Raw genomic sequence first — 20907 nt, 5'->3', positions numbered from 1 at the left:
TAACAATATCTCTTCCGGCCGGGGAAAACGGCTTTCGGCGGCTGCCATTCCATTTTCGGGGGATTGACGGGCTATATAGGGCCAGAAAAGGTCAAAATAAAGCCTGAATTTCATGGCACGCCGCCGGGCCGGGCGCTAGGTTCGCGAGCATGAAAGCCCTTCCCCTGATTGCCGCGCTGCTGATTGCCCCCGCCGCCCTGGCCCAGGACGCCGCCGGACATTTCGACTATTACGTCCTGTCGCTGAGCTGGTCGCCCAGCTGGTGCCGGGCGGAAGGCGATGCGGAAGGCGCCGATCAATGCGAGAGCGGACGGCGCACCGGTTTCATCGTCCATGGCCTCTGGCCGCAATACGAGCGCGGCTGGCCCGAGGATTGCCCGACCGATGCCCGCGACCCCACGCGGCGCGAGACCCGGGCCATGGCGGATGTGATGGGCTCGGGCGGACTGGCTTGGTATCAATGGAAAAAGCACGGCCGCTGCTCGGGCCTGCCGGCGGGAGACTATTTCGCGCTGACCCGCAAGGCCGCCGACGCGATCGCGATTCCCGAGCCGCTGCGCCGGCTCGACCGCGACGCCACCCTGCCCGCGACGGTCGTCGAGGACGCCTTCATCGAGGCGAACCCCGGTCTTGCCCGCGACGGAATCACCGTCACCTGCCGCAGCCGCGCCCTGCAGGAGGTCCGCATCTGCCTGACCCGCGAACTCGAGCCCCGGGCCTGCGCCCCGGACATCCGGCGCGATTGCCCGGGCAGTTTCCTGATCCCGGCGCCGCGGTGATGGCGCGGCGGCGGGCCTCCGGCGGGGATATTTGAACAAGAAAGAAGCCGTTAACCGAATCGCAAGGATTTCCTGTCAGTCTGGCTTCACGGTACAGGCGGGGACGCCGATGACCGTCAAGAGAGAAGCCACACCCCGACCTTTGCTGCGGCGGGCGGGGTGTGTGCGCTTCTTTCTTGTTCAAATATCCCCGCCGGAGGCCTCGGGCCGCGCCGTTGGCACCGAAGGGCTCAGTCCTCGGCCGAGACCTGCAACAGGATCTTGCCGATATGGTTGCTGCTCTCCATATGGCGATGCGCCTCGACCGCCTCGCGCAAGGGAAAGGCGCTATCGATCAGCGGACGCACCGCTCCCGCCTCGATCAGCGGCCAGAGCCGCTCCTGCAATTCCCGGGCGATCCGCGCCTTGGCGAGGTCCGATTGCGGGCGCAGCGTCGAGCCGGTCACGGTCAGGCGCCGCGCCATGATCTGCGCGAAGTTGATCTCGGCCTTGGGTCCGGCGAGGAAGGCGATCATCGCCAGCCGGCCGTCATCGGCCAGGCACCGGATGTTGCGGGCGATGTAGTCGCCGCCCACCATGTCCAGGATCAGGTCGGCGCCGCCGGCCTTGCGCAGCACGGCGACGAAATCTTCCTCGCGATAGTTGATCGCCGCGGCGCCCAGCCTCTCGCAGGCCGCGCATTTCCCGGCCGAGCCCGCCGTCGCCCAGACCCGTGCCCCCAGCGCCCGGGCGGTCTGGATCGCCATGGTCCCGATGCCCGAGGAGCCGCCATGGACCAGGAACCGCTCACCCGGCTGCAACCCGCCGCGCATGACCACATTGGACCAGACCGTGAAGGCGGTTTCCGGCAGCGCAGCGGCGGCGCGCAACGACAGGCCCTGGGGGATCGGCAGGGCGTGCTCGGCCGGGCAGGTGGCGTATTCCGCATAGCCGCCGCCCGGCAGCAATGCGCAGACGCGGTCGCCCGGCTTCCAGCGCGTCACCCCCGGGCCGACGGCCGCCACCTCCCCGGCGCATTCCAGCCCCGGCAGGTCCGAGGCGCCGGGCGGCGGCGCATAGGAGCCGGCGCGCTGCAGCAGATCGGGGCGGTTCACCCCGGCCCAGGCGACGCGGATCAGGATCTGGCCATGTCCGGCCACCGGCACCGGCCGGGTCACCGGCCGCAGCACCTCCGCCCCGCCCGGAGACGAGATCTCGACCGCCTGCATCACATCGGGAATCACCCATCGCCTCCTTCTGTCCGGGCGCGCGGGCCTGCGCGCAACTCTCCGGGCAGATTGCGATTTTCCGGCCGCCTGATCCAGCCCGTTGCAAGCCCGGCCAGCGCCGAAACCCCGGGCAGCGCGCCGAGACGGTCCTTGAGGGTCTCGAATCGCATCGCGCCCTCGATGCGGCGGTCGAGGAACCTGCGCGTCTCTTCGGCCTCGGGCGAATCGTCGCCGAGCCAGTAGAGCACCGTCGCGCCGTAGACCGCCGACAGCGTCGCGCGCTTGGAATACCAGTTCACGTCCTCGGACCGGTCGCCCAGCCCGTCCCAGATCGCATCCGCCGTCTCCCAGACCAGCCGTGCGCCCAGGGCCGCGTTCTGCGGCAGCGCCAGGATCGCCGCCCCGGCCCGCGCCAGCTCGCGGTTGCTGAGCGACAGGCGATGCATCACCGCCGCCGAGACCCTGTCGCGGAACCGCCCCTCGGGCGGATGCGCGGCCAGCCAGTCGCGCAGCGCGGCATCGCCCCTGCGGTGATAGGCGGCGGCCAGATCCGCGCCGCCGCGCGGCAGATAGACCCGCGCCAGCGCCGGGTTCATGCCGATGTCGCGGGCGCCCTCGGCAATGGCCTTTTCGCCCATGCCTTCGAAGATGACATGCGACAGCGCGGCCTCGACCAGCCGCTCGCGTTCATCCGTCATGGCGCTCTCCTTCCTCCATCACGCGGACCCGGCCCGGAAAATCTGGACAAAGCCGATTCGCCTTGCTAGAAGGCCGCGTCCTGCAATCAGATCAACTCTAACCTAGGAAGGTGGTGACAACCACATGCAGGTAAGTGTTCGCGACAACAACGTCGAACAGGCGCTTCGTGCTCTGAAGAAGAAACTTCAGCGCGAGGGGGTGTTTCGTGAAATGAAGCTCAAGCAGCATTTCGAGAAACCCTCGGTCAAGAAGGCCCGTGAAAAGGCCGAGGCCGTCCGCCGCGCCCGCAAGCTGGCGCGCAAGAAAGCGCAACGCGAAGGCGCGCTGTAAGACGAGCGACACGTTCGTTTCAGGAAAACCCCCGTGCCCGGCGCGGGGGTTTTCTATTCACACCGGCAGCGCCGTGGTCTGCGCCACCGTGCGCAGCGAGAACGAGGAATGCATCTGCTGGACCCCCGGCAGTTTCGCCAGCCGCTGGCGGTGGATGCGGGCGAAATCGTCGGTATCCTGCGCCACCACCTTCAGCAGGTAATCCGCCGACCCCGCCATCAGGTGGCATTCCAGCACATCCGGAATGGTGCGCACGGCGCGCTCGAAAGCCTCGAGCAGTTCATCGGCCTGGCCCGAAAGGGTGATCTCGACAAAGACCGTGGTCGGGCGCTCGAGCTTGCGCGCGTCGAGCAGCGCGACATAGCCGCGGATCACCCCCAGTTCCTCCAGCCGCTGCACGCGGCGGTGGCAGGCGCTGGCCGAGAGCCCGACCTCGGAGGCCAGGTCGGCATTGGTCATGCGTCCGTCGCGCTGCAGGACCGACAGAATGCGGCGATCCGTTGCGTCAAGCTCGATCATCGGGGCGATCCCTGTCTCGCGGACGCCCTGCGGCGCCGGTTTCTTCGACAATAGCGCGCCACGGCCGCCCGCATAAGCGAAAATCGCCAAGGCCTGAAACGACGAGGGCGCGACCCGCAGGCCGCGCCGCCGCACGATCCCGAAGGGGCGATCTCAGGCGCGGTTGGCGCGCAGCTCGTCGCGGATCTGCATCAGCAGCTCTTCCTGCGTCGGGCCGGCGGGCGCCGCCTCGTCCTCTTTCTTGCGGACCGCGGCGCTTTGCACCCTGTTCACCGCCTTGACCAGCAGGAACACCGCCCAGGCGATGATCAGGAAATTGATGACCGCCGAGAGGAAGGCGCCATAGGCAAAGACCGAGGCGCCGGAATCGCGCGCCACCTGCAGGCTGGCGCCCGGCGGAACCTCGCCCTTGAGCACGAGGTAATGCCCGCTGAAATCGGTCCCGCCGGTCAACAGGCCGATGATCGGGTTGATCAGGTCGGCCACCAGCGAATTCACGATGGCCGTGAAGGCTGCACCGATGATGATGCCGACGGCCAGATCGATGACATTGCCACGGGCGATGAATTCCTTGAATTCCTTGAACATGGGCTTACCTTTTCCAGCCTGTTGCGCGCGTTCCGGCACAGGCTGCCATATCACGATTGCCCCTTGCAACATAGTCAGCACAGGAAACGACATGACGGCACTTTCCGATTTCCCGATCACCCGCCGCTGGCCGCCCCGGCGCCCCGAGGTGATCCAGCTCTATACGCTGAACACGCCGAACGGCATCAAGACCTCGGTCATGCTCGAGGAATGCGGGCTGGACTATGACGCCCACCGCATCAGCATCGGCGACCCCGAGGATCAGTTCACCCCCGAATTCCTGTCGCTGAACCCCAACAACAAGATCCCGGCGATGATCGACCCGAACGGGCCCGACGGCCGGCCCATCGGCCTGTTCGAGACCGGCGCCATGCTGATCTATCTGGGCGACAAGACCGGCCGGTTCCTGCCCGCCTCGGGCGCGGCGCGCTATCATACCATCCAGTGGCTAATGTGGCAGATGGGCGGCGTCGGGCCGATGTTCGGCCAGGTCGGCTATTTCCACCGCTACAAGGGCAGCGAGATCGAGGACCCCCGCCCGCGCACCCGTTATTACAACGAGGCGCGGCGGCTTCTGGGCGTGCTCGACCGGCAATTGCAGGGCCGCGACTGGATCACCGGCGACTATTCCATCGCCGACATGGCGGTCGGTCCCTGGCTGCGCACGGTGCGGGTGAATTACGAGGCCGAGAAGGAAACGGGGATGGACGGCTTTGCCAATGTCCAGGCCTATCTGGACCGCTTCCTGGCCCGACCGGCGGTGCAAAGGGGGGTCGAGGTCGGCGCTGCTTGACATCGAAAGCGCCCCGCCAGCCGGGCGGGGCGCACCGCCGGGCGTAAAATCCCGAAGGCCGGGGAATAATCCGTCCCGCCGTCCGTAAACCTGCCGCAACGGTTGATGTTGCAGCTCAGAGGACGGACAGATGAAATCCTTGCACAAACTTCTTGCCGCCGCCACGTTCTCGGCGATGTCCTTGCCCGGTATCGCGCAGGCTGACGATGACGGACCATGGCGTTCTCACCCTCCCTCGCTGGAAAACCTGCTGATCCGCGGCCTGACCCGATGGGACGACCGGCTGTTGCAGCCTGGCTGGCGACATCCTGGTCGGGATCAGGGCGGCGGGTATCGCGCCCATCGCCATTGGGACCGAGACGACGACGATGATGACCGCCGCGGACGCCGCTGGCATGGCCGCGACGATGACGACGACGACGACGACGACGATGATTGAGGGGAAAGGCCGGGGCCCGTCCCCGGCCTGATCCATCCTGACCGGGGGACGCCCTTCCGGGTCTAGCCGCGCAGCACCCCGCCGGTGGCCTTGCCGACCTTCTCGACGATCTTCGCGCTGACCGCCTCGATCTCGGCATCGGTCAGGGTCTTTTCCCGCGGCTGCAGGCGCGCGGTGATGGCGATGGACTTCTTGCCGCCCTCCAGCCCGGTGAACTGGTCGAAGACTGTCACCCGCTCGATCAGCGCCTTGTCGGCGCCGGCCGCCGCATTCACCAGCGTCAGCGCCTCGACCTGCGCATCCACGACAAAGGCAAAGTCGCGCTCGACCGCCTGCAGGTCCGACAGCACCAGCGCCGGGCGCGAGGGCGTCCTGACCTTGGGCAGCGGCACGGCGGCCACGCGCACGGTAAAGCCGACCGCGGCGCCCTTGATGCCGAAATGCCGCAGCACGCGCGGATGGATCTCGCCGAAGGTCGCAAGCGCATTCGGCCCCAGCGCGATGTTCCCCGCCCGGCCCGGATGCCACCAGCCGTCCAGCTTGCGGTTGATCTGCGCCTTGGCGGGCGCGCCGATGGCCTGCAAGACCGCCTCGGCATCGGCCTTGGCGTCGTAGATATCCACCTTGCGCCGCGAGGCATAGGGGTCGCGCGGCGCGATAGAGCCGACGAGGATGCCCGAGAGATGCAGGTCCTGCTCGCCCGGCTCGCCGCCGCTGAACACGGGGCCGCATTCGAACAGCGCCAGATCGGCAAAGCCGCGTGCCTGGTTGCGCGCCGCCGCCGCCAGCAGGCCGGGCAGAAGGTCGGGGCGCATATGCGTCATCTCGCTGCTGATCGGATTCTCGATGCGGACGGCATCCGAGCCGCCGCCGAACAGCGCCGCCGCCTGTGCGTCGATGAAACTGTAGGTGACGCATTCGTTATAGCCGAGGCTTGCCGCCATGCGCCGCGCCGCCTGCTCGCGGCGCTGCAAGGGCGTCAGCACCGGCTGCGGCACCCCTGCCTGCGGGCGCGGCAGCGGCTGGCCTTGCAGCTTGGTCAGCGAGGCGATGCGCGCCACCTCCTCGACCAGGTCGGCGCTGCCCTGCACATCGGGGCGCCAGCTCGGGACGAAAGCCTGATCGCCATCCAGTCGGAAACCCAGCGCGGTCAGCGTGGCGCGCTGCTCGTCCTCGGGAATGTCCATGCCGACCAGGCTGCTGACCCGCGCCGGCTCCAGCCGGTAGCTGCGGCGGGTGTCGGGCACCGTGCCCGCCGTCACCACCTCGGAGGCCTCGCCCCCGCAAAGCTCCAGGATCATCCGCGTCGCCAGTTCCAGCCCCGGCCGGGTGAAGGCCGGGTCCACGCCGCGCTCGAAGCGGTAACGGGCGTCGGAATTGATCTTCAGCGCCCGGCCCGCCGCGGCGATGGCGATCGGGTCCCAATAGGCGCTTTCCAGGAACACGTTCACCGTCCCGTCCGAGCAGCCGCTATGCTCGCCGCCCATGATGCCGGCGATGCTTTCCGGCCCTGCCTCGTCGGCGATGATCATGGTGCCGGGCGCGAAGGCATAGGTCTTGCCGTCCAGCGCCAGCAGTTCCTCGCCCTCGGCCGAGGCGCGCACGGTCAGGTCCCCCTTGACCTTGTCGGCGTCGAAGACGTGCAGCGGCCGGTTCAGGTCGAAGGTGAAGAGGTTGGTGATGTCCACCAGCGTGTTGATCGGCCGCAGCCCGATGGCGGTCAGCCGCTTCTGCAGCCAGTCCGGCGAGGGGCCGTTCCTGACGCCGCGGATCAGCCTGCCGCTGAAAAACGGCGCCTTTTCAGCCATTTCCGGCGCGATCACCACCCTGATCGGCGAGGTGAAGCTGCCGGGCACGGTCACGTCCGCGACCGGCTTCAGCCGGCCCAGCCCGCGCGCCGCCAGATCGCGGGCGACGCCATGCACGCCAAGCGCATCGGGGCGGTTCGGGGTGATCTTGATCTCGATGACCGGATCGACCGCCTCGGGCCGGTTCGCGGCCAGCCAGTCGACAAATTTCTCGCCCACCCCGCCCGAGGGAAGTTCAATGATCCCATTGTGTTCGTCGGAAAGCTCCAGTTCGCGCTCCGAGGCCATCATGCCATGGCTCTCGACGCCGCGAATCTTGCCGACGCCCAGGGTCACGTCGATGCCGGGAACGTAGTCGCCGGGCTTGGCCAGCACCACGGTGATGCCGGCGCGGGCATTGGGGGCGCCGCAGACGATCTGCTTCTCGCCCTCGTCGGTCAGCACCTTGCAGACCCGCAGCCGGTCGGCATCGGGGTGCTGCACCGCCTCCAGAACCTTGGCGAGCGTGAAGGTCTTCAGCTTCGCGGCCGGATCGGTCACGCCCTCGACCTCAAGGCCGAGATCGGTCAGCGCCTCGGTGATCTCGTCGAGGCTGGCGGTCGTGTCGAGATGCTCCTTGAGCCAGGAGAGGGTGAATTTCATGGGCGAGGGCTCCGTCGGTTTGGGCGTCCCTTAGCGCATGGCGCGGCGGATTGGTAGGGTCGTGCACCGCCCCTGCCCGCCCGAGGCGGGTTTTCCAGCATTTGCCGGAGATCGTGCGGGAAAGGGCACGCCGGCCGCCCGGTCTTGTCGGGGCTGCGCGGCGACCTATATGTGAACAGGATTAACATGGGCATGGGAGCCAATGGACACGCAACGGGAACTGCTGATCGAACAGAGGGTCGCGAATGACGCGAAATCGCCGCTGGTCGCCTATCTGCTGGCGATCCTGCTTTGGGGCTTCGGGGCGCATCGCATGTATCTGGGCCGCTGGGCCAGCGGCCTCATCATGCTGGCGCTGTGGGGTCTGGGCTGGCTGACGGCGCCGATCCTGATCGGCTGGCCGCTGGTCGGGCTGGTCTGCCTGTGGGCGCTGGTCGACCTGTTCCTGATCCCCGGCATGATCCAGGAGGACAAGGACGAGATCCGCCGGCGGCTGGGCTCGGGCCTGCGCTGAGGCTTCAGCCGGTAAACAAGCCCAGGGTGACGAAGACCGCCGCCGCCGCCAGCCAGGCCGGCTTGTGCCGGTGGCCGAGGATGCCGAAACCCAGGCAAGGCGCGGCAAGGAACCAGGGCCAGTGCCGCGCCAGCCCCGGCGCGGCGCCGGAGATCCAGCCCGGCGCCATCAGCGCCAGGAAATAGCCGATCAGCGCCAGCACCCCGAAATAACAGGCGGCGGCCAACCCGACCTCGAGCACGGCGCGCTCGGTCCGCTCGTCGTTCCAGCGATGCGGGCGGGTCAGGTAGCCGCGCGACAGCGTGATGATGGTGACCGCCAGGAAGGTTGCCGCAGCAATGCCGAGCACCGGCAACAGATAGGCCTGGGTGATGGCCGAGGCGACGGGCGCCCCTTCGGTCACCCGCCCGGCATCGACAAGGCCGAACAGGCTGATCGAGGCCATGAAGGCCGAGGCATAGGCGGTGAGCGTGGTGGGGTTCGACATGCTGGCCCTTTGCTGCTGGCTTGGTGCGGTGACTCGCGGTCGGGCGCAAGATAGCGGCGCGCGGCAGAGCTGTCATCTGACAGGGGCGTGGGCTGCGGCTTGCTGCCAAGCCCGGCCGTCGCAGGTTGCGGCTAGGCGGGAACGGAGGACGCAGTGGACACGGTTCCGGTTGTGCCGGGCGTGGCGGCAAGCGGCGCTGCAACGGCTGGCACGCGATTCGCGGCAGGGCCGATAAAGGCCCGCATATCGCGCGGACGCCTAGCCGCTCACGGTAACGCCTCAGACGTGAAGCAATCCCGAGCGGCTTAGCGCGACAGACCGCCCGCCACGCTGGGCACATCCCCCGCAGCAAACCCGTAATGCCGCAGCCAGCGCAGGTCGCTTTCGAAGAACGCCCGCAGATCGGGAATGCCGTATTTCAGCATGGCGATGCGGTCGATGCCCATGCCGAAGGCGAAGCCCTGCCATTCCTCGGGGTCGATGCCGCCCGCCGCCAGCACCTTGGGATGCACCATGCCCGAGCCCAGGATCTCCAGCCAGCTTTCGCCCTGGCCGATGGTCAGCTTGCCGCCCTCCCACGAGCAGCGGATATCGACCTCGGCCGAGGGCTCGGTGAAGGGGAAATGGCTGGCGCGGAAGCGCAGCTCGACCTCGTCCACCTCGAAGAAGGCGCGACAGAACTCCTCAAGCGTCCATTTCAGGTTCGCCATCGAGATGCCCTTGCCCAGCGCCAGCCCCTCGACCTGGTGGAACATCGGCGTATGGGTCTGGTCCATGTCCATCCGGTAGACCCGGCCCGGGCAGATCACCCGGATCGGCGCGCCCGTCGCCTGCATGGCGCGGATCTGCACCGGCGAAGTATGGGTGCGCAGCACATGCGGCGGGCGCGGGTCGTCCGCCGCGCGGGCCATGAAGAAAGTGTCGTGCTCCTGCCGGGCGGGATGCTCGGGCGGGATGTTCAACGCGTCGAAATTGAACCAGTCGCTTTCGATCTGCGGGCCCTCGGCGACGCGGAAACCCATGTCGGCGAAGATCGCGGTGACTTCCTCGGTCACCTGGCTGATCGGGTGGATCGTGCCCTGCGGCCGCGGCCGGCCGGGCAGCGTCACGTCCAGCCATTCCTGCTTCAGCCGCGCGTCCAGCGCCGCATCCTCGAGCCCCTGCTTGCGGGCGCGCAGCGCGGCGTCGATCTCGTCCTTCAGGCGGTTGAGCGCCGCGCCGGTGGTCTGGCGCTGCTCGGGCGTCATCCGGCCCAGTTCCTTCATCATGCCGCTGATCTCACCCTTCTTGCCCAGGGCGGCCAGCCGCACCTGTTCCAGCGCCTCGCCGTCGGCGGCGGTCGCGATGCGGTCGAGATAGGACTGGCGAAGGGCGGTCAGGTCGGACTGGTCGGACATGGGCAGGTTTCCTTGCGGTTCGCGGGCCGATTAGCACGCGGAGACCGCAGGGAAAAGCCCGGGGGAGGCCCTTAGCGGGCGAAGGTCTCGGCCACCCGCTCGGCCGGGCGGCACAGCCGCACGCCGCCGGGGCCGCAGACGAAGGGCCGCTCGACCAGCAGCGGGTTCTCGACCATGGCGGCCAGGATGTCCTCGTCGCTGGCTTCCGGCAGGCCGCGCGCCTCGGCATCGGTGCCCTTGACGCGCAGGGCCTGGCGCGGGGTCACGTCGGCGGCGGCGAACAGGCCCAGAAGCTGGCCGCGGGTCCAGCCGTCGCGGGCGTAATCGACGATCTCGGGCTCGTGCCCGGCGTCGCGGATCATCTGCAGCACCTTGCGCGAGGTCGAGCAGGTCGGCTTGTGATAGATGGTGATCATGTCCTATTTCCAGATCGAGGCGCTGGCGCCCGGCGCCACTGTGGGATGATCGGCCAGGCGGAAGGTCGGGTTCAACCCCTCGGCACGCTGGCGCAGATAGTCCCGGGTGACATAGGCGATGGTGCCGGAAAGCGCCACGATGGCGATCAGGTTGATCGTCGCCATCAGCCCCATCGAGGCATCGGCGAAGTCGAAGACGGTCTGCACGGTCTGGATCGCCCCCCAGATCACCATGGCCATGACGCCGATGCGTAGCGCGATCACCGGCACCGGGCTGCCATGGCCCAGGAAGACGATGGCGTTCTCGGCATAGGCGTAATTGCCGATGATCGAGGTGAAGGCGAAGAAGAAGATGGCGATGGCGACGAAATAATGCCCGAAGCCGCCGAAATGCTCGCCCAGCGCCGCCTGGGTCAGGGCGACGCCGGTCAACTCGGCCGAGGGCACGGCGCCCGACAGCAGGATCATGATCGCGGTGGCGGTGCAGACCAGGATGGTGTCGATGAACACGCCCAGCGCCTGCACGAAGCCCTGGCTGGAGGGGTGATGCGGATCGGGCACGGCGACGGCGGCGATGTTCGGGGCCGAGCCCATGCCGGCCTCGTTCGAGAACAGCCCGCGCTTGACGCCGTTCAGCATGGCGGCGGCGATGCCGCCGGCGGCGCCGCCCGCCGCCTCCTGCAGGCCGAAGGCCGAGCCGATGATCTGGCCGATCACCCCGGGCACCAGGGTGATGTTGGCGATCAGCACCCAGGCCGCCGCCAGCAGATAGGCGCCGGCCATGAAGGGCACGACATATTCCGCCACCCGGGCGATCTGCGGGATGCCGCCGAAGATGATCACCCCGGTCAGCGCCGCGATGGCGATGCCGACCACGGATTTGTCGATGCCGAAGGCGCCCGCGACCGCCTCGGCGATGGAATTGGACTGCACGGCGTTGAAGATCAGCCCGAAGGCGATGATCAGCGCCACGGCGAAGATGACCGCCAGCCAGCCCTGCCCCAGGGCCTTCTTGATGTAGAAGGCCGGGCCGCCGCGATACATGCCGTTCGGCCCGTGCTCCTTGTAAAGCTGGGCCAGGGTCGATTCGGCATAGGCCGTGGCCATGCCGACCAGCGCCACCATCCACATCCAGAAGACCGCGCCCGGCCCGCCCAGCGTGATCGCCACCGCGACCCCGGCGATATTGCCGGTGCCGACGCGGCTGGCCAGGCTGACGGTCAGCGCCTGGAAGGGCGAGATGCCGTCCTTGTCGGCCGTCCGCGAGCCAAGCACGCAGCGGAACATCTCGCCGAAATGCCGGATCTGGATGAAGCCCAGCCGGATGGTGAAGAAGATCCCCACCGCCAGCAGGCCATAGATCAGGACGTAGCCCCAGAAGATCGTGTTCAGGAAGTCGATGATGCCGGTCATGGTCGTGTCCCCCGTTCGCCGGGGGATTGTGTAACGGATGCGTGAGCATCGCAACCCGCCTGCCGCGGCGCGACCTGCAGCCAAACCCCGCCATGCGGGCGCAGGGTCAGGATCATGCGCGGCTGCGGCCGGCGCGCCGTCAGGGCAAAGCGGAAGCGCGAGACCAGCGTGGCAAGGATGATCACCGCCTCTTGCAGGGCGAAGCTGGCGCCGATGCAGATGCGCGGCCCGGCGCCGAAGGGCAGGAAGGCGAAGCGGTCGCGGGTCACGCCGGGGGCGAAACGCCCGGGGTCGAACCGGTCAGGATCGTCCCAGAGCATCCGGTGGCGATGCAGCGCATAGATCGGCAGCATGATCGTGTCGCCCGGCCGCACCTCGCGCCCGCCGAGGCTGTCGTGGATGCGGGCGGTGCGCGACAGGAAGGCGGCGGGCGGGTAAAGCCGCAGCGCCTCCTCGACCACCTGGCGGATATAGGTCAGGCGCGGCAGGTCGTCGGCGGTGGCGGCCCGGCCGGCCAGCGCAGCCCGGGCCTCGCGCGCGGCGCGGTCCTGCACCTCGGGGTCGAAGGCCAGCAGGTAAAGCGCCCAGGCCAGCGTCAAGGCCGTGGTCTCGTGCCCGGCGACGATGAAGGTCAGCAGGTTGTCGCGCAGCTCGGCCGGGGTCATGCGGCGATGCGTCTCGGGGTCCTCGCCGGCGCGCAGCAGGTCCAGAAGGTCCGGCACCGGGCGCGGACCCGAGCGCGCCCGGGCGCGGATCGCCTCGTCGGCGACGCGCTTCATCCGCCGCAGATCGCCGCCGGAGACCAGCCGCCCGGGCCGCGGAATCCAGCCCGGCAGGCCCAGGATGTCCAGGACCGAGATGCGGGCCGCGCCGGCGATATAGGCGTCGATGGCCTGATGCACCGCGTTGCGGTCGAAGCCCTCGTCGCCGGAAAAGGTCACGTCCGAGATCACCTCGAAGGTCGCGGCCACGGTCTCGGCAAAGACATCGACCGGGCCCTGCGCCGCCGCCAGCCGCCGGGCGCTGGCCTCGGCGGCGGCGGTCATCACCGGCGCCAGCGCCTCGACATGGCGCTGGGCGAAGGCCGGGGCGGCGGCCAGGCGCTGCCAGCGCCAATGCGCGCCCTCGGCCACGAACATGGAATTGCCGATGGCAGGCTCCAGGATCAGCCGGGTGACCAGCGATTTCGGATAATCCTCGACCCGGTCCTTGAGCACCCGGCGCAGCGCCTCGGGGTCCATGACCATGTGCCAGCGCTTGCCGGTCTTGCCCGAGACCATGGGCTGGCGCACGGCGATCTCGGGGATCAGCTCCAGCACGTTGCGCCGCGCGGTCATGGCGCTGGCCAGCACCCCCATCGGCTGGCGATGCAGGGGCACGCGGGCGGGGTAGCGGTCGGGCGACGGGTCCAGAGACATCAGCGGCCAAACCCGCCAAGGCGACCGAGGTTCCCGGCGGCCGATGCCGAAAGCTTCTTTCTTGCCCAAATATCCCGGGGGAACGCCGCACCGGCCCCGCCAAGGGGCCGGTGCGGCGTGGGGGCAGAGCCCCCGGACCCGCGCGCCGCCGGCAACGAAAAAACCCGCGCCTCGCGGCGCGGGTCCTGTCCGTTTCAGCCTTGGCCCGGAATCAGGCGGCGGCTTTCGCCTGCGCGACCACGGCGGCAAAGGCCTCGGGCTCGTGGACGGCCAGGTCGGCCAGGACCTTGCGGTCCACCTCGATCCCGGCTTTCGCCAGCGCGGCGATGAAGCGCGAATAGGTCATCTCGGCATCGACGGCGCGCACGGCGGCGTTGATGCGCTGGATCCACAGCGCGCGGAAATTGCGCTTGCGCGTCTTGCGGTCGCGGGTCGCGTATTGGTTGGCCTTGTCGACGGCCTGGGTCGCGGTGCGGAAGTTGCGCGACCGGTTGCCGTAATAGCCTTTCGCCGCGTCAAGAACCTTCTTGTGGCGGGCGTGGGTGATCTTACCCGATTTGACTCGTGCCATGTCCGGTTCTCCTTAGCGGTTGTAGGGCATGTATTTCTTGACGATCTTCGCGTCCGCATCGGACAGGACCATGGTCCCGGTCACGTCGCGGATGAATTTCGTCGAGCGCTTGATCATGCCGTGGCGCTTGCCGGCCGGGCCGGCCTTGACCTTGCCGGTGGCCGTCATCGAGAACCGCTTCTTGGCGGCCGATTTGGTCTTCATCTTCGGCATTTTACTCTCCTTGCGGTCAGAGTGAACGCGCGACTCGGCAATGCCATCTCGGCCGGCCGCGCGGGTGGAAGCGTGCCCTATAAGCGGGCACGCACGGATTGGCAAGGGTTATTGGCCCTGGGCCGGAGCCTCGGCCCCGTCCTCTGCCGCCGGCGCATCCGCAGCCGGGGTGTCGGCGGCGGGATCCTCGACAACGGGATCGGCGGCAGGCTCCTCCGCGGCGGGGGCTTCCGGCGCGGGGGCTTCCGGCGCGGAATCAGCCGGGGGGTTCTCGGCGGCAGGCGTCTCCGCGGGGGCTTCCAACGCCGGGGTCTCGGGCGCGGCCTCGCCGGCCGGGGCTTCCTCGGCCGGGGCCTCGGGCGCGGGCGCCGTGACCGGGTCGGTGCCGGTCGTCACCTCGCCGTTCACCAGCCGCTGCCAGCTTTCCTGCAGCGACTGGATGCCGAAGGGCCGCTGATCGAGCCAGCCGCCCGCCAGCAGCAGCACGATGCCCAGCACCAGCAGGATCGCGGCACCTCGGGGGGCCTGCGTGCGCGCCACCGACAGGATGGCCAGAAGGACCGAGAGGGCGCAAAGCGCCACGCCGGCCAGCAGCAGGATGTCGATCATCGGATCACCTTTCCGTTGCGGATCTCTTTGAACCCGCGGCTTATTCCGGATCGGTGCGGTAGATCAAGCGTTCGTCGCAGGGCGCGATGCGCAGGATGTTGGTGGTGCCCGGCACGTTGAAGGGCACGCCGGCCATGACGACGATCTGGTTCGACTCGTCGGCAAAGCCGAAATCCCGCGCCGCCTTGGCCGCGTTCACCACCGCCTGCTTGAAGCGTTCCAGCGAGGGGGTCTTGACGCAATGCGTGCCCCAGGTCAGGCACAGCCGGCGCAGCGTGCCCTGTTCCGAGGACATGGCGACGATCGGCACCCGCGGCCGCTCGCGCGCCGTCAGGCTGGCGGTGGTGCCGGATTGGGTAAAGGCGCAGATGCAGGAAATGTCGGTGGTCTCGGCGATCTCGCGCGCCGCGGCGACGATGGCATCGGCCACGGTCTGGCGCCTGGCGCTGCGCGAGCTTTCGATGATGTCGCGATAGGTCGGGTCGCTTTCGACCGAGCGCGCGACATTGTCCATGGTCGCCACCGCCTCGACCGGATAGGCGCCGGCCGCGCTTTCGGCCGAGAGCATCACCGCATCGGCGCCCTCGTAGATGGCGGTGGCCACGTCCGAGACCTCGGCGCGGGTCGGCATCGGGCTTTCGATCATCGATTCCAGCATCTGGGTCGCCACGATCACCGGCTTGGCCGCCGCGCGGCAGGCGCGCACCAGCCGCTTCTGGATCGGCGGCACCGAATGCACCGGCAGTTCCACCCCCAGGTCGCCCCGCGCCACCATGATCCCGTCCGAGACCTTCAGGATCTCGGAAAACGCGCGCACGGCGGCGGGTTTCTCGATCTTGGACAGGATGGCGGCGCGGCCCTTGGCCAGTTCGCGCGCCTCGATCACGTCCTCGGGGCGCTGCACGAAGGACAGCGCCAGCCAGTCCACGCCCAGCCCGCAGGCGAATTCCAGGTCGTCGCGGTCCTTGTCCGACAGCGCCGCCAGCGGCAGCACCACGTCGGGCACGTTCACGCCCTTGCGGTTCGAGATCGCGCCCCCCGCCGTCACCACGCAATCGGCGAAATCCGAGCCGCAGGCCTCGACCCGCAGGCGGATCTTGCCGTCGTTGACCAGCAGCTCGGCGCCGGGTTCCAGCGCCGCGAAGATCTCGGGATGCGGCAGCTGCACGCGGTTGGCGGTGCCCGGCGCCGGATCGAGGTCGAAGCGGAAGACCTGCCCGTCCTGCAGATCATGCGGCCCCTCGGCGAAGGTGCCGACGCGCAGCTTCGGGCCCTGCAGGTCGGCCAGCACCGCGATGGGCCGGCCCGATTCGGCCTCGACCTTGCGGATGATGTCGTAGCGGGCGCGCTGCTCCTCATGCGTGCCGTGGCTCATGTTCAGGCGGAACACGTCCGCGCCGGCCTCGAAAAGGGCGCGGATGGTGGCGAAATCGCTGGAGGCCGGCCCAAGCGTTGCCACGATCTTGACCTTGCGATGCCGTCTCATGCGTTCCTCCCGCGGATGTTTGCGCTATCGTCGCTGCGTTTATGGCCTATTGGCCGGTCTGCGGCAACTATGCTTGGCCTTGCGATTGGCTTTGGGCCCGAACTCATTGCCGGTCGGCCCCTCCATCATCGGGCGAAGAGGCTCAGGCCACCACCCCTTTCGCGTTCGCCCGACAGCCGACCATTCACGCCTTGAAGATGGCCGATGCATCGGAGGGACCGCGGCGGCAACCTCAGACCCGGTGCCGCGCCAGGAAACCCGCCAGCACCGAGGCCAGGCGGTCGGCCCAGAGCTGCTGGCCAGCCTCGTCCGCGATCAGGTCGTTCCTGACCTCGATCAGCACGTTCGGACGGCCATGCGCCAGGGCGTGGCGGTCGATGGAATCCCCATCCAGATGGCCGGAATAAGGTTCGTTCTCGCCGGTGATCCAGCCCAGGTCGCGGCATTCGCGCACCAGGGCCGGGCCCAGCCGCTTGTCGCGATGCGAATAGAGCACCCCCACCGCCCAGGGCCGGCGCGGCCGGCCGCGCAGCTGGCGGGTAAAGCTGTGGATGGCGCAGATCGCCCGGTCCGGCCGCCCGGCCGCCAGCCGCGCATAGGCGGCGTGATAGGGACGGTAGAGCCGCTCGAGCCGCCGCTCGCGCTCGGCCGCGTCCATGCGGCGATTCGCGGGAATCACCGTGCCGTCATAGATGCGCATCAGCAGGGTCGGATCGTCCTCGCCGCGGTTCGGGTCGATCACCAGCCGAGAGAAATCCGACAGGATCGCCGGCGCGTCCAGGCGCTCGGCCAGCGCGCGCGTCAGCCCGGCGGCGCCGACGTCATAGGCGATGTGGCGCGCCATGTCCTCTGGCGCGATGCCCAGATCGCCGCCCGCGATCCAGTCCGGCACGCGGTTCGTCGCATGATCGCAGGTGATCAACCAGCGCGAGGGCCGGTCCTCTCCGATCGTTGAATAGGGCTGTGCCGTCATCCGTCCATCGCCTTTCCGCAGCAAGCTTCGGGTTCCAGACTCATGGAGTTTCACAGCCAGAACAAGACGGCTGCAGCAAGGAGGATGGCGGACAGGAAGACCTTTCCGCCTGTCGCAGCGGGTTGCGATCCGGCGCCGCACGCTATGACAGAGGATCCGGAAACGCTGCAAATCCCTGGTCGCCCGGATGTGGGCCTTCGGGGTCTTCTGGTCCATGCCCCGGATGCGCTTGTCCTCGACCCTCGCTGACGATCACAGCGTCAGCCTGACGGAAGCGACGGCACTGCCGGCCCGGAAAATCGCGCTCGGCAGCTGGACTGTAACCTAAGATGAGGGCCTTGCCGGGCAGATCGCGGCATTGCGCGCAGAACGCCTGCCGCACGAAACCGGCAGCGTGCTGCTCGGCATCACCGGCAAACCGCCGCTCCGTTCACATCGTTACGGCTCTGCCGGCGCCGCGGGACAGTTCTGGCAGCGTCACCGCCTTTGAGCGGGGCATGTGCGGCCTTGCCGCCACCGTCAAGGAAACAGCTTTAAGGAATGCCCCGGCGCAGCTTTTGAGAGCGTCGTAGATCTGCAAAAGGCCGGGAGCGACGGCGCCGGGTGCCAAGCTTTGTTGGTAGCCATGGTCCGTCACCGGTGCATGGAGACATGACTTTCATGGGGCGTAAGACGAGAGGCAGAATGACCACCTCATGAAAAAAAAAAGGCAGGACTCTCTGAAACGCCACACCAAGCGAAAACTGGTCGGAGCGAGAGGATTCGAACCTCCGACCCCCTGCTCCCGAAGCAGGTGCGCTACCAGGCTGCGCTACGCTCCGACCGTGTGGGGCAGGTAGCCCCTGGGACGGCGGAATGCAAGGGGGAATCTTGCGGTTCAGCCCCAGAAAAACCGCCTCAGCCCCGCTCGCGCAGCAGGCGCTGCAGCAGGCTCCAGCGCGGCGCGGTCACCGCATCGCTGCCAAAGCGCGCCCGCGTCGCCGGGCGCAGCCGCGACGCGCCCAGCCGCTCGCGCATCAGGATGTAGAGGCCCGAGCCCATGATCAGCCCCGCCCCCAGCACCGTCGGCCCGTCCGGGCGCTCTCCGAACAGGAACCAGCCATAGGCCACCGCCCAGAGCATCTGCGAATATTGCATCGGCGCGACATTGGCCGCCTCGCCGGCCTGATAGGCCAGGATCAGCAGGAAACCCGCCGCAAGGCCCAGGGCCGCGATCACCCCGGTCAGCGCCAGGTCCCCCAGCTCCATCGGGCGATAGGCGAAGCCCAGCGAGGCGCCGGTGAGCAGGAAATTCCCGATCATCGGCCAAAGCAGCAGGATCACCGTCCGCTCGGACCGGCCCAGCTTGCGCACGGCGATGGCGGAAAGCGCCGTCGCCGTCGCCCCCATCAAGGCCGCCAGATGGCCGAGGCCCAGGGAGGTCGCGCCGGGGCGCAGCACGATCAGCACCCCGCAAAGCCCGGCGCAGACCGCCAGCCAGCGGTGCAGCCCGACCTTTTCGCCCAGAAGCGGCACCGACAGCACGGTGACGATCAGCGGCGCGGCGAAGAGGATGGAATAGACCTGCGCCAGGGGCAGCACGGAAAAGGCGTAGAAGCCGCCGACCCCGGAGGCGACGATGCAAAGCGAACGCAGCCCGACCCAGAACGGGTTGCGCGGCCGCAATGTGCCATGCGTCGGGTCGCGCAGCAGCAGCACCGCCAGCGGCGGAAAGGACAGCAGCGCCGAGAAGAACAGGATCTGCAGCGCCGGGTAGCTCTCGCCCAGCAGCTTGATGATCACGTCATGGGTGGAATAGAGCCCCATGGACAGAAGGGCGAGCAGCGCGCCCTTGATATTGCCCGCCGTCATGCGCCCCTCCGACGCTCCGCGATGGGGCCGCGCCTGCCCGGGACAGGCGCGGCCGGCCGATTACAGCGCCGAAAGCGCCGCGACGATGTGGTCGCCCATCTCGGCGGTCGAGACCGGCTTGCCGCCCTCGGCACCCATCAGGTCGCCGGTGCGCACGCCATCGGCCAGCACCTTCTCGACGGCCTTTTCCAGCAGGTCGGCCTCGGCGCCCAGATCGAAGGAATAGCGCAGGCACATGGCAAAGCTCAGGATGCAGGCGATCGGGTTGGCCTTGCCCTGCCCGGCGATGTCGGGGGCCGAACCGTGCACCGGCTCGTAAAGCGCCTTGGGCCGGCCGTTCGCCATCGGCGCGCCAAGGCTGGCCGAGGGCAGCATGCCCAGGCTGCCGGTCAGCATCGCCGCCGCATCCGACAGGATGTCGCCGAACAGGTTGTCGGTCACGATCACGTCGAACTGGCGCGGGTTGCGCACCAGCTGCATGGCGCCGTTGTCGGCATACATGTGCGACAGCTCGACATCGGGATATTCGTTGTCATGGACCCATTGCACCTCCTCGCGCCAGAGGATGCCGGATTCCATCACATTGGCCTTTTCCATCGAGCAGACGCGGCCCGCGCGCTTGCGGGCCAGTTCGAAGGCCGAGCGCGCGACGCGGCGGATCTCTCCGCTGGTGTAACGCTGAGTGTTCACGCCGACGCGGCCGCCCTCGTTGCCAGGGGTGTCGTCGTCGGAAATGCCGCGTGGCTCGCCGAAATAGACGCCAGAGGTCAGCTCGCGCACGATCAGGATGTCGAGCCCGGCCACCACCTCGCGCTTGAGCGAGCTGAAATCGGCCAGCGCGTCGAAGCATTGCGCCGGGCGCAGGTTGGCGAACAGGTCCATCTCCTTGCGCAGGCGCAGCAGGCCGCGCTCGGGCTTCACCGAGAAGTCGAGGTCGTCGTATTTCGGCCCGCCAACGGCACCCAGCAGCACCGCATCGACCGCCTGCGCCTTTGCCATGGTCTCGTCCGCCAGGGGCTTGCCGTGCTTGTCATAGGCTGCGCCGCCGACCAGATCCTCGCTGACGTCGAAGGACAGGGCACGGTTCTTCTCGAACCAGCCGATGACCTTGCGCACCTCGGCCATGACCTCGGGGCCGATGCCGTCGCCGGGCAGGATCAGCAGGGAATAGGTCGTCATCGCAGGCATCCTCTATGCTTCTGGCACTTGGCGACCCGCCTAGCCTTGCGGCCCCGCTGCGTCAAGTTCACGGCGAATTGGGTTGCGCCGGCTGGGCGGATCGGGCGGGATGGGCGGGCAAACCGAACGCCCAGAACAAGCAAGGGAGCAATCCATGAAGGCACTCGCGGCTCTGGCCGGCACGCTGGTCCTGGTGTCAGGCGCGGCGCTGGCGGACGGCGGCATCACCGTCAGGCTTCCCGATGTCTCGGGCCTGTCCGAGGCCGAGGCGAAGTCGCTGATCGCGGACCTGGCGAATGTGAACGTCATCACCTCGAACTGCCCGGATTACCCGATCACGGACGGGGAATGGACGCTGATCACCGGCACGGGCGACCTGCTGGCGGCGAAACTGGGTCTGGACGCCTCGGCCTATGACCGGACCTATTACGGGCCGGCCTTCAAGCTTCTGGACGATCCGGGCGCCTGCGACCGCATCGGGCCGACGGCGAAGCCGCTGATCCAGCGGCTGGTCGGCATGGGCGGCGGCACGACGCCGCTGACGCAATCGCAATAAAGCCTCGCGCCGCCGCGCA

General features: G+C 68.4%; 23 protein-coding genes and 1 tRNA gene. 6 read left to right on the top strand and 18 right to left on the bottom strand.

Features of this window, described 5'->3' with window-relative positions; all coding sequences use genetic code 11:
- Positions 1-149 precede the first annotated feature (149 nt).
- Positions 150-779 (top strand): ribonuclease T2, encoded by a 630-nt coding sequence (locus L632_RS0101660; RefSeq protein WP_028716232.1) that lies wholly within the window; start codon positions 150-152, stop codon positions 777-779.
- Positions 780-1009: 230 nt separating this feature from the next.
- Here L632_RS0101660 and L632_RS0101655 read toward each other — a convergent pair whose 3' ends face one another.
- Positions 1010-1987 carry an NAD(P)H-quinone oxidoreductase gene (locus tag L632_RS0101655; RefSeq protein WP_036696982.1) on the bottom strand — a complete coding sequence of 326 codons (978 nt, stop codon included), beginning with the start codon at positions 1985-1987 and terminating at the stop codon, positions 1010-1012.
- A gap of 11 nt (positions 1988-1998) precedes the next feature.
- Positions 1999-2685 (bottom strand): COQ9 family protein, encoded by a 687-nt coding sequence (locus tag L632_RS0101650; protein WP_028716230.1) that lies wholly within the window; start codon positions 2683-2685, stop codon positions 1999-2001.
- Positions 2686-2809: 124 nt separating this feature from the next.
- Between L632_RS0101650 and rpsU the strand changes: the two genes are divergently transcribed.
- Positions 2810-3016, top strand: coding sequence for a 30S ribosomal protein S21 (rpsU, locus tag L632_RS0101645; protein ID WP_011748553.1), 207 nt, complete (start codon positions 2810-2812; stop codon positions 3014-3016).
- Between the two features lie 57 nt (positions 3017-3073).
- Here rpsU and L632_RS0101640 read toward each other — a convergent pair whose 3' ends face one another.
- Positions 3074-3532 carry an Lrp/AsnC family transcriptional regulator gene (locus tag L632_RS0101640; RefSeq protein ID WP_028713379.1) on the bottom strand — a complete coding sequence of 153 codons (459 nt, stop codon included), beginning with the start codon at positions 3530-3532 and terminating at the stop codon, positions 3074-3076.
- Between the two features lie 156 nt (positions 3533-3688).
- Positions 3689-4123: a large conductance mechanosensitive channel protein MscL gene (mscL, locus tag L632_RS0101635; protein WP_028713378.1), complete on the bottom strand. Its 435-nt coding sequence runs from the start codon at positions 4121-4123 to the stop codon at positions 3689-3691.
- Between the two features lie 91 nt (positions 4124-4214).
- On the opposite strand from mscL, the gene L632_RS0101630 reads away from it, so the two are divergent.
- Both L632_RS0101630 and L632_RS24165 read left to right on the top strand, forming a co-directional pair.
- Positions 4215-4916, top strand: coding sequence for a glutathione S-transferase C-terminal domain-containing protein (locus L632_RS0101630; RefSeq protein WP_028716229.1), 702 nt, complete (start codon positions 4215-4217; stop codon positions 4914-4916).
- Positions 4917-5046: 130 nt separating this feature from the next.
- A complete protein-coding gene (locus L632_RS24165) occupies positions 5047-5355 on the top strand; it encodes a hypothetical protein (RefSeq protein WP_156933614.1) in 309 nt (102 codons plus the stop codon).
- A gap of 62 nt (positions 5356-5417) precedes the next feature.
- Here the strand turns inward: L632_RS24165 and pheT are convergent, their stop codons facing one another.
- A complete protein-coding gene (gene pheT, locus L632_RS0101620) occupies positions 5418-7805 on the bottom strand; it encodes a phenylalanine--tRNA ligase subunit beta (protein ID WP_028713375.1) in 2388 nt (795 codons plus the stop codon).
- Positions 7806-8007: 202 nt separating this feature from the next.
- Here pheT and L632_RS0101615 point away from each other — a divergent pair, with 202 nt between their 5' ends.
- Positions 8008-8319: a TM2 domain-containing protein gene (locus L632_RS0101615; RefSeq protein ID WP_028713374.1), complete on the top strand. Its 312-nt coding sequence runs from the start codon at positions 8008-8010 to the stop codon at positions 8317-8319.
- Between the two features lie 4 nt (positions 8320-8323).
- Here L632_RS0101615 and L632_RS0101610 read toward each other — a convergent pair whose 3' ends face one another.
- The 13 genes from L632_RS0101610 to leuB form a co-directional block, all read right to left on the bottom strand.
- Positions 8324-8806 carry a hypothetical protein gene (locus tag L632_RS0101610; RefSeq protein ID WP_028713373.1) on the bottom strand — a complete coding sequence of 161 codons (483 nt, stop codon included), beginning with the start codon at positions 8804-8806 and terminating at the stop codon, positions 8324-8326.
- 305 nt (positions 8807-9111) lie between these two features.
- Positions 9112-10203 (bottom strand): phenylalanine--tRNA ligase subunit alpha, encoded by a 1092-nt coding sequence (gene pheS, locus L632_RS0101605; RefSeq protein WP_028713372.1) that lies wholly within the window; start codon positions 10201-10203, stop codon positions 9112-9114.
- A gap of 71 nt (positions 10204-10274) precedes the next feature.
- A complete protein-coding gene (locus tag L632_RS0101600; RefSeq protein ID WP_028713371.1) occupies positions 10275-10619 on the bottom strand; it encodes an arsenate reductase family protein in 345 nt (114 codons plus the stop codon).
- Positions 10620-10622: 3 nt separating this feature from the next.
- The gene (locus L632_RS0101595) at positions 10623-12032 is read right to left on the bottom strand and encodes a sodium:alanine symporter family protein (RefSeq protein ID WP_028713370.1); all 1410 of its coding nucleotides are present in this window, start codon (positions 12030-12032) and stop codon (positions 10623-10625) included.
- Positions 12029-13450 carry a cytochrome P450 gene (locus L632_RS21860; protein ID WP_232220942.1) on the bottom strand — a complete coding sequence of 474 codons (1422 nt, stop codon included), beginning with the start codon at positions 13448-13450 and terminating at the stop codon, positions 12029-12031. Before L632_RS21860 ends, L632_RS0101595 begins: the two co-directional genes overlap by 4 nt.
- A gap of 211 nt (positions 13451-13661) precedes the next feature.
- Positions 13662-14021: a 50S ribosomal protein L20 gene (gene rplT, locus L632_RS0101585; protein WP_011748559.1), complete on the bottom strand. Its 360-nt coding sequence runs from the start codon at positions 14019-14021 to the stop codon at positions 13662-13664.
- A 12-nt stretch (positions 14022-14033) separates the two neighbouring features.
- Entirely contained in the window at positions 14034-14234 is a 201-nt protein-coding gene (gene rpmI / locus L632_RS0101580) for a 50S ribosomal protein L35 (protein ID WP_028713369.1), read from the bottom strand.
- 108 nt (positions 14235-14342) lie between these two features.
- Positions 14343-14843 carry a hypothetical protein gene (locus tag L632_RS0101575; protein ID WP_028713368.1) on the bottom strand — a complete coding sequence of 167 codons (501 nt, stop codon included), beginning with the start codon at positions 14841-14843 and terminating at the stop codon, positions 14343-14345.
- Between the two features lie 40 nt (positions 14844-14883).
- Positions 14884-16329, bottom strand: coding sequence for a pyruvate kinase (gene pyk, locus L632_RS0101570; RefSeq protein ID WP_028713367.1), 1446 nt, complete (start codon positions 16327-16329; stop codon positions 14884-14886).
- A 232-nt stretch (positions 16330-16561) separates the two neighbouring features.
- Positions 16562-17302: an N-formylglutamate amidohydrolase gene (locus L632_RS0101565; RefSeq protein ID WP_028713366.1), complete on the bottom strand. Its 741-nt coding sequence runs from the start codon at positions 17300-17302 to the stop codon at positions 16562-16564.
- Between the two features lie 744 nt (positions 17303-18046).
- A tRNA-Pro gene (locus L632_RS0101555) sits at positions 18047-18123 on the bottom strand.
- 76 nt (positions 18124-18199) lie between these two features.
- A complete protein-coding gene (locus tag L632_RS0101550; protein WP_028713365.1) occupies positions 18200-19153 on the bottom strand; it encodes a DMT family transporter in 954 nt (317 codons plus the stop codon).
- A gap of 60 nt (positions 19154-19213) precedes the next feature.
- Positions 19214-20332: a 3-isopropylmalate dehydrogenase gene (leuB, locus tag L632_RS0101545; protein ID WP_028713364.1), complete on the bottom strand. Its 1119-nt coding sequence runs from the start codon at positions 20330-20332 to the stop codon at positions 19214-19216.
- A gap of 154 nt (positions 20333-20486) precedes the next feature.
- Between leuB and L632_RS0101540 the strand changes: the two genes are divergently transcribed.
- Positions 20487-20888 carry a hypothetical protein gene (locus L632_RS0101540; RefSeq protein ID WP_028713363.1) on the top strand — a complete coding sequence of 134 codons (402 nt, stop codon included), beginning with the start codon at positions 20487-20489 and terminating at the stop codon, positions 20886-20888.
- The last annotated feature ends 19 nt before the right edge of the window (positions 20889-20907 follow it).

Source organism: Paracoccus sp. J39, from assembly GCF_000518925.1.
Taxonomy (GTDB): Bacteria; Pseudomonadota; Alphaproteobacteria; order Rhodobacterales; family Rhodobacteraceae; genus Paracoccus.
Note: the sequence above shows the minus strand (reverse complement) of the source record. Positions and strands in the feature narration are given on the sequence as shown.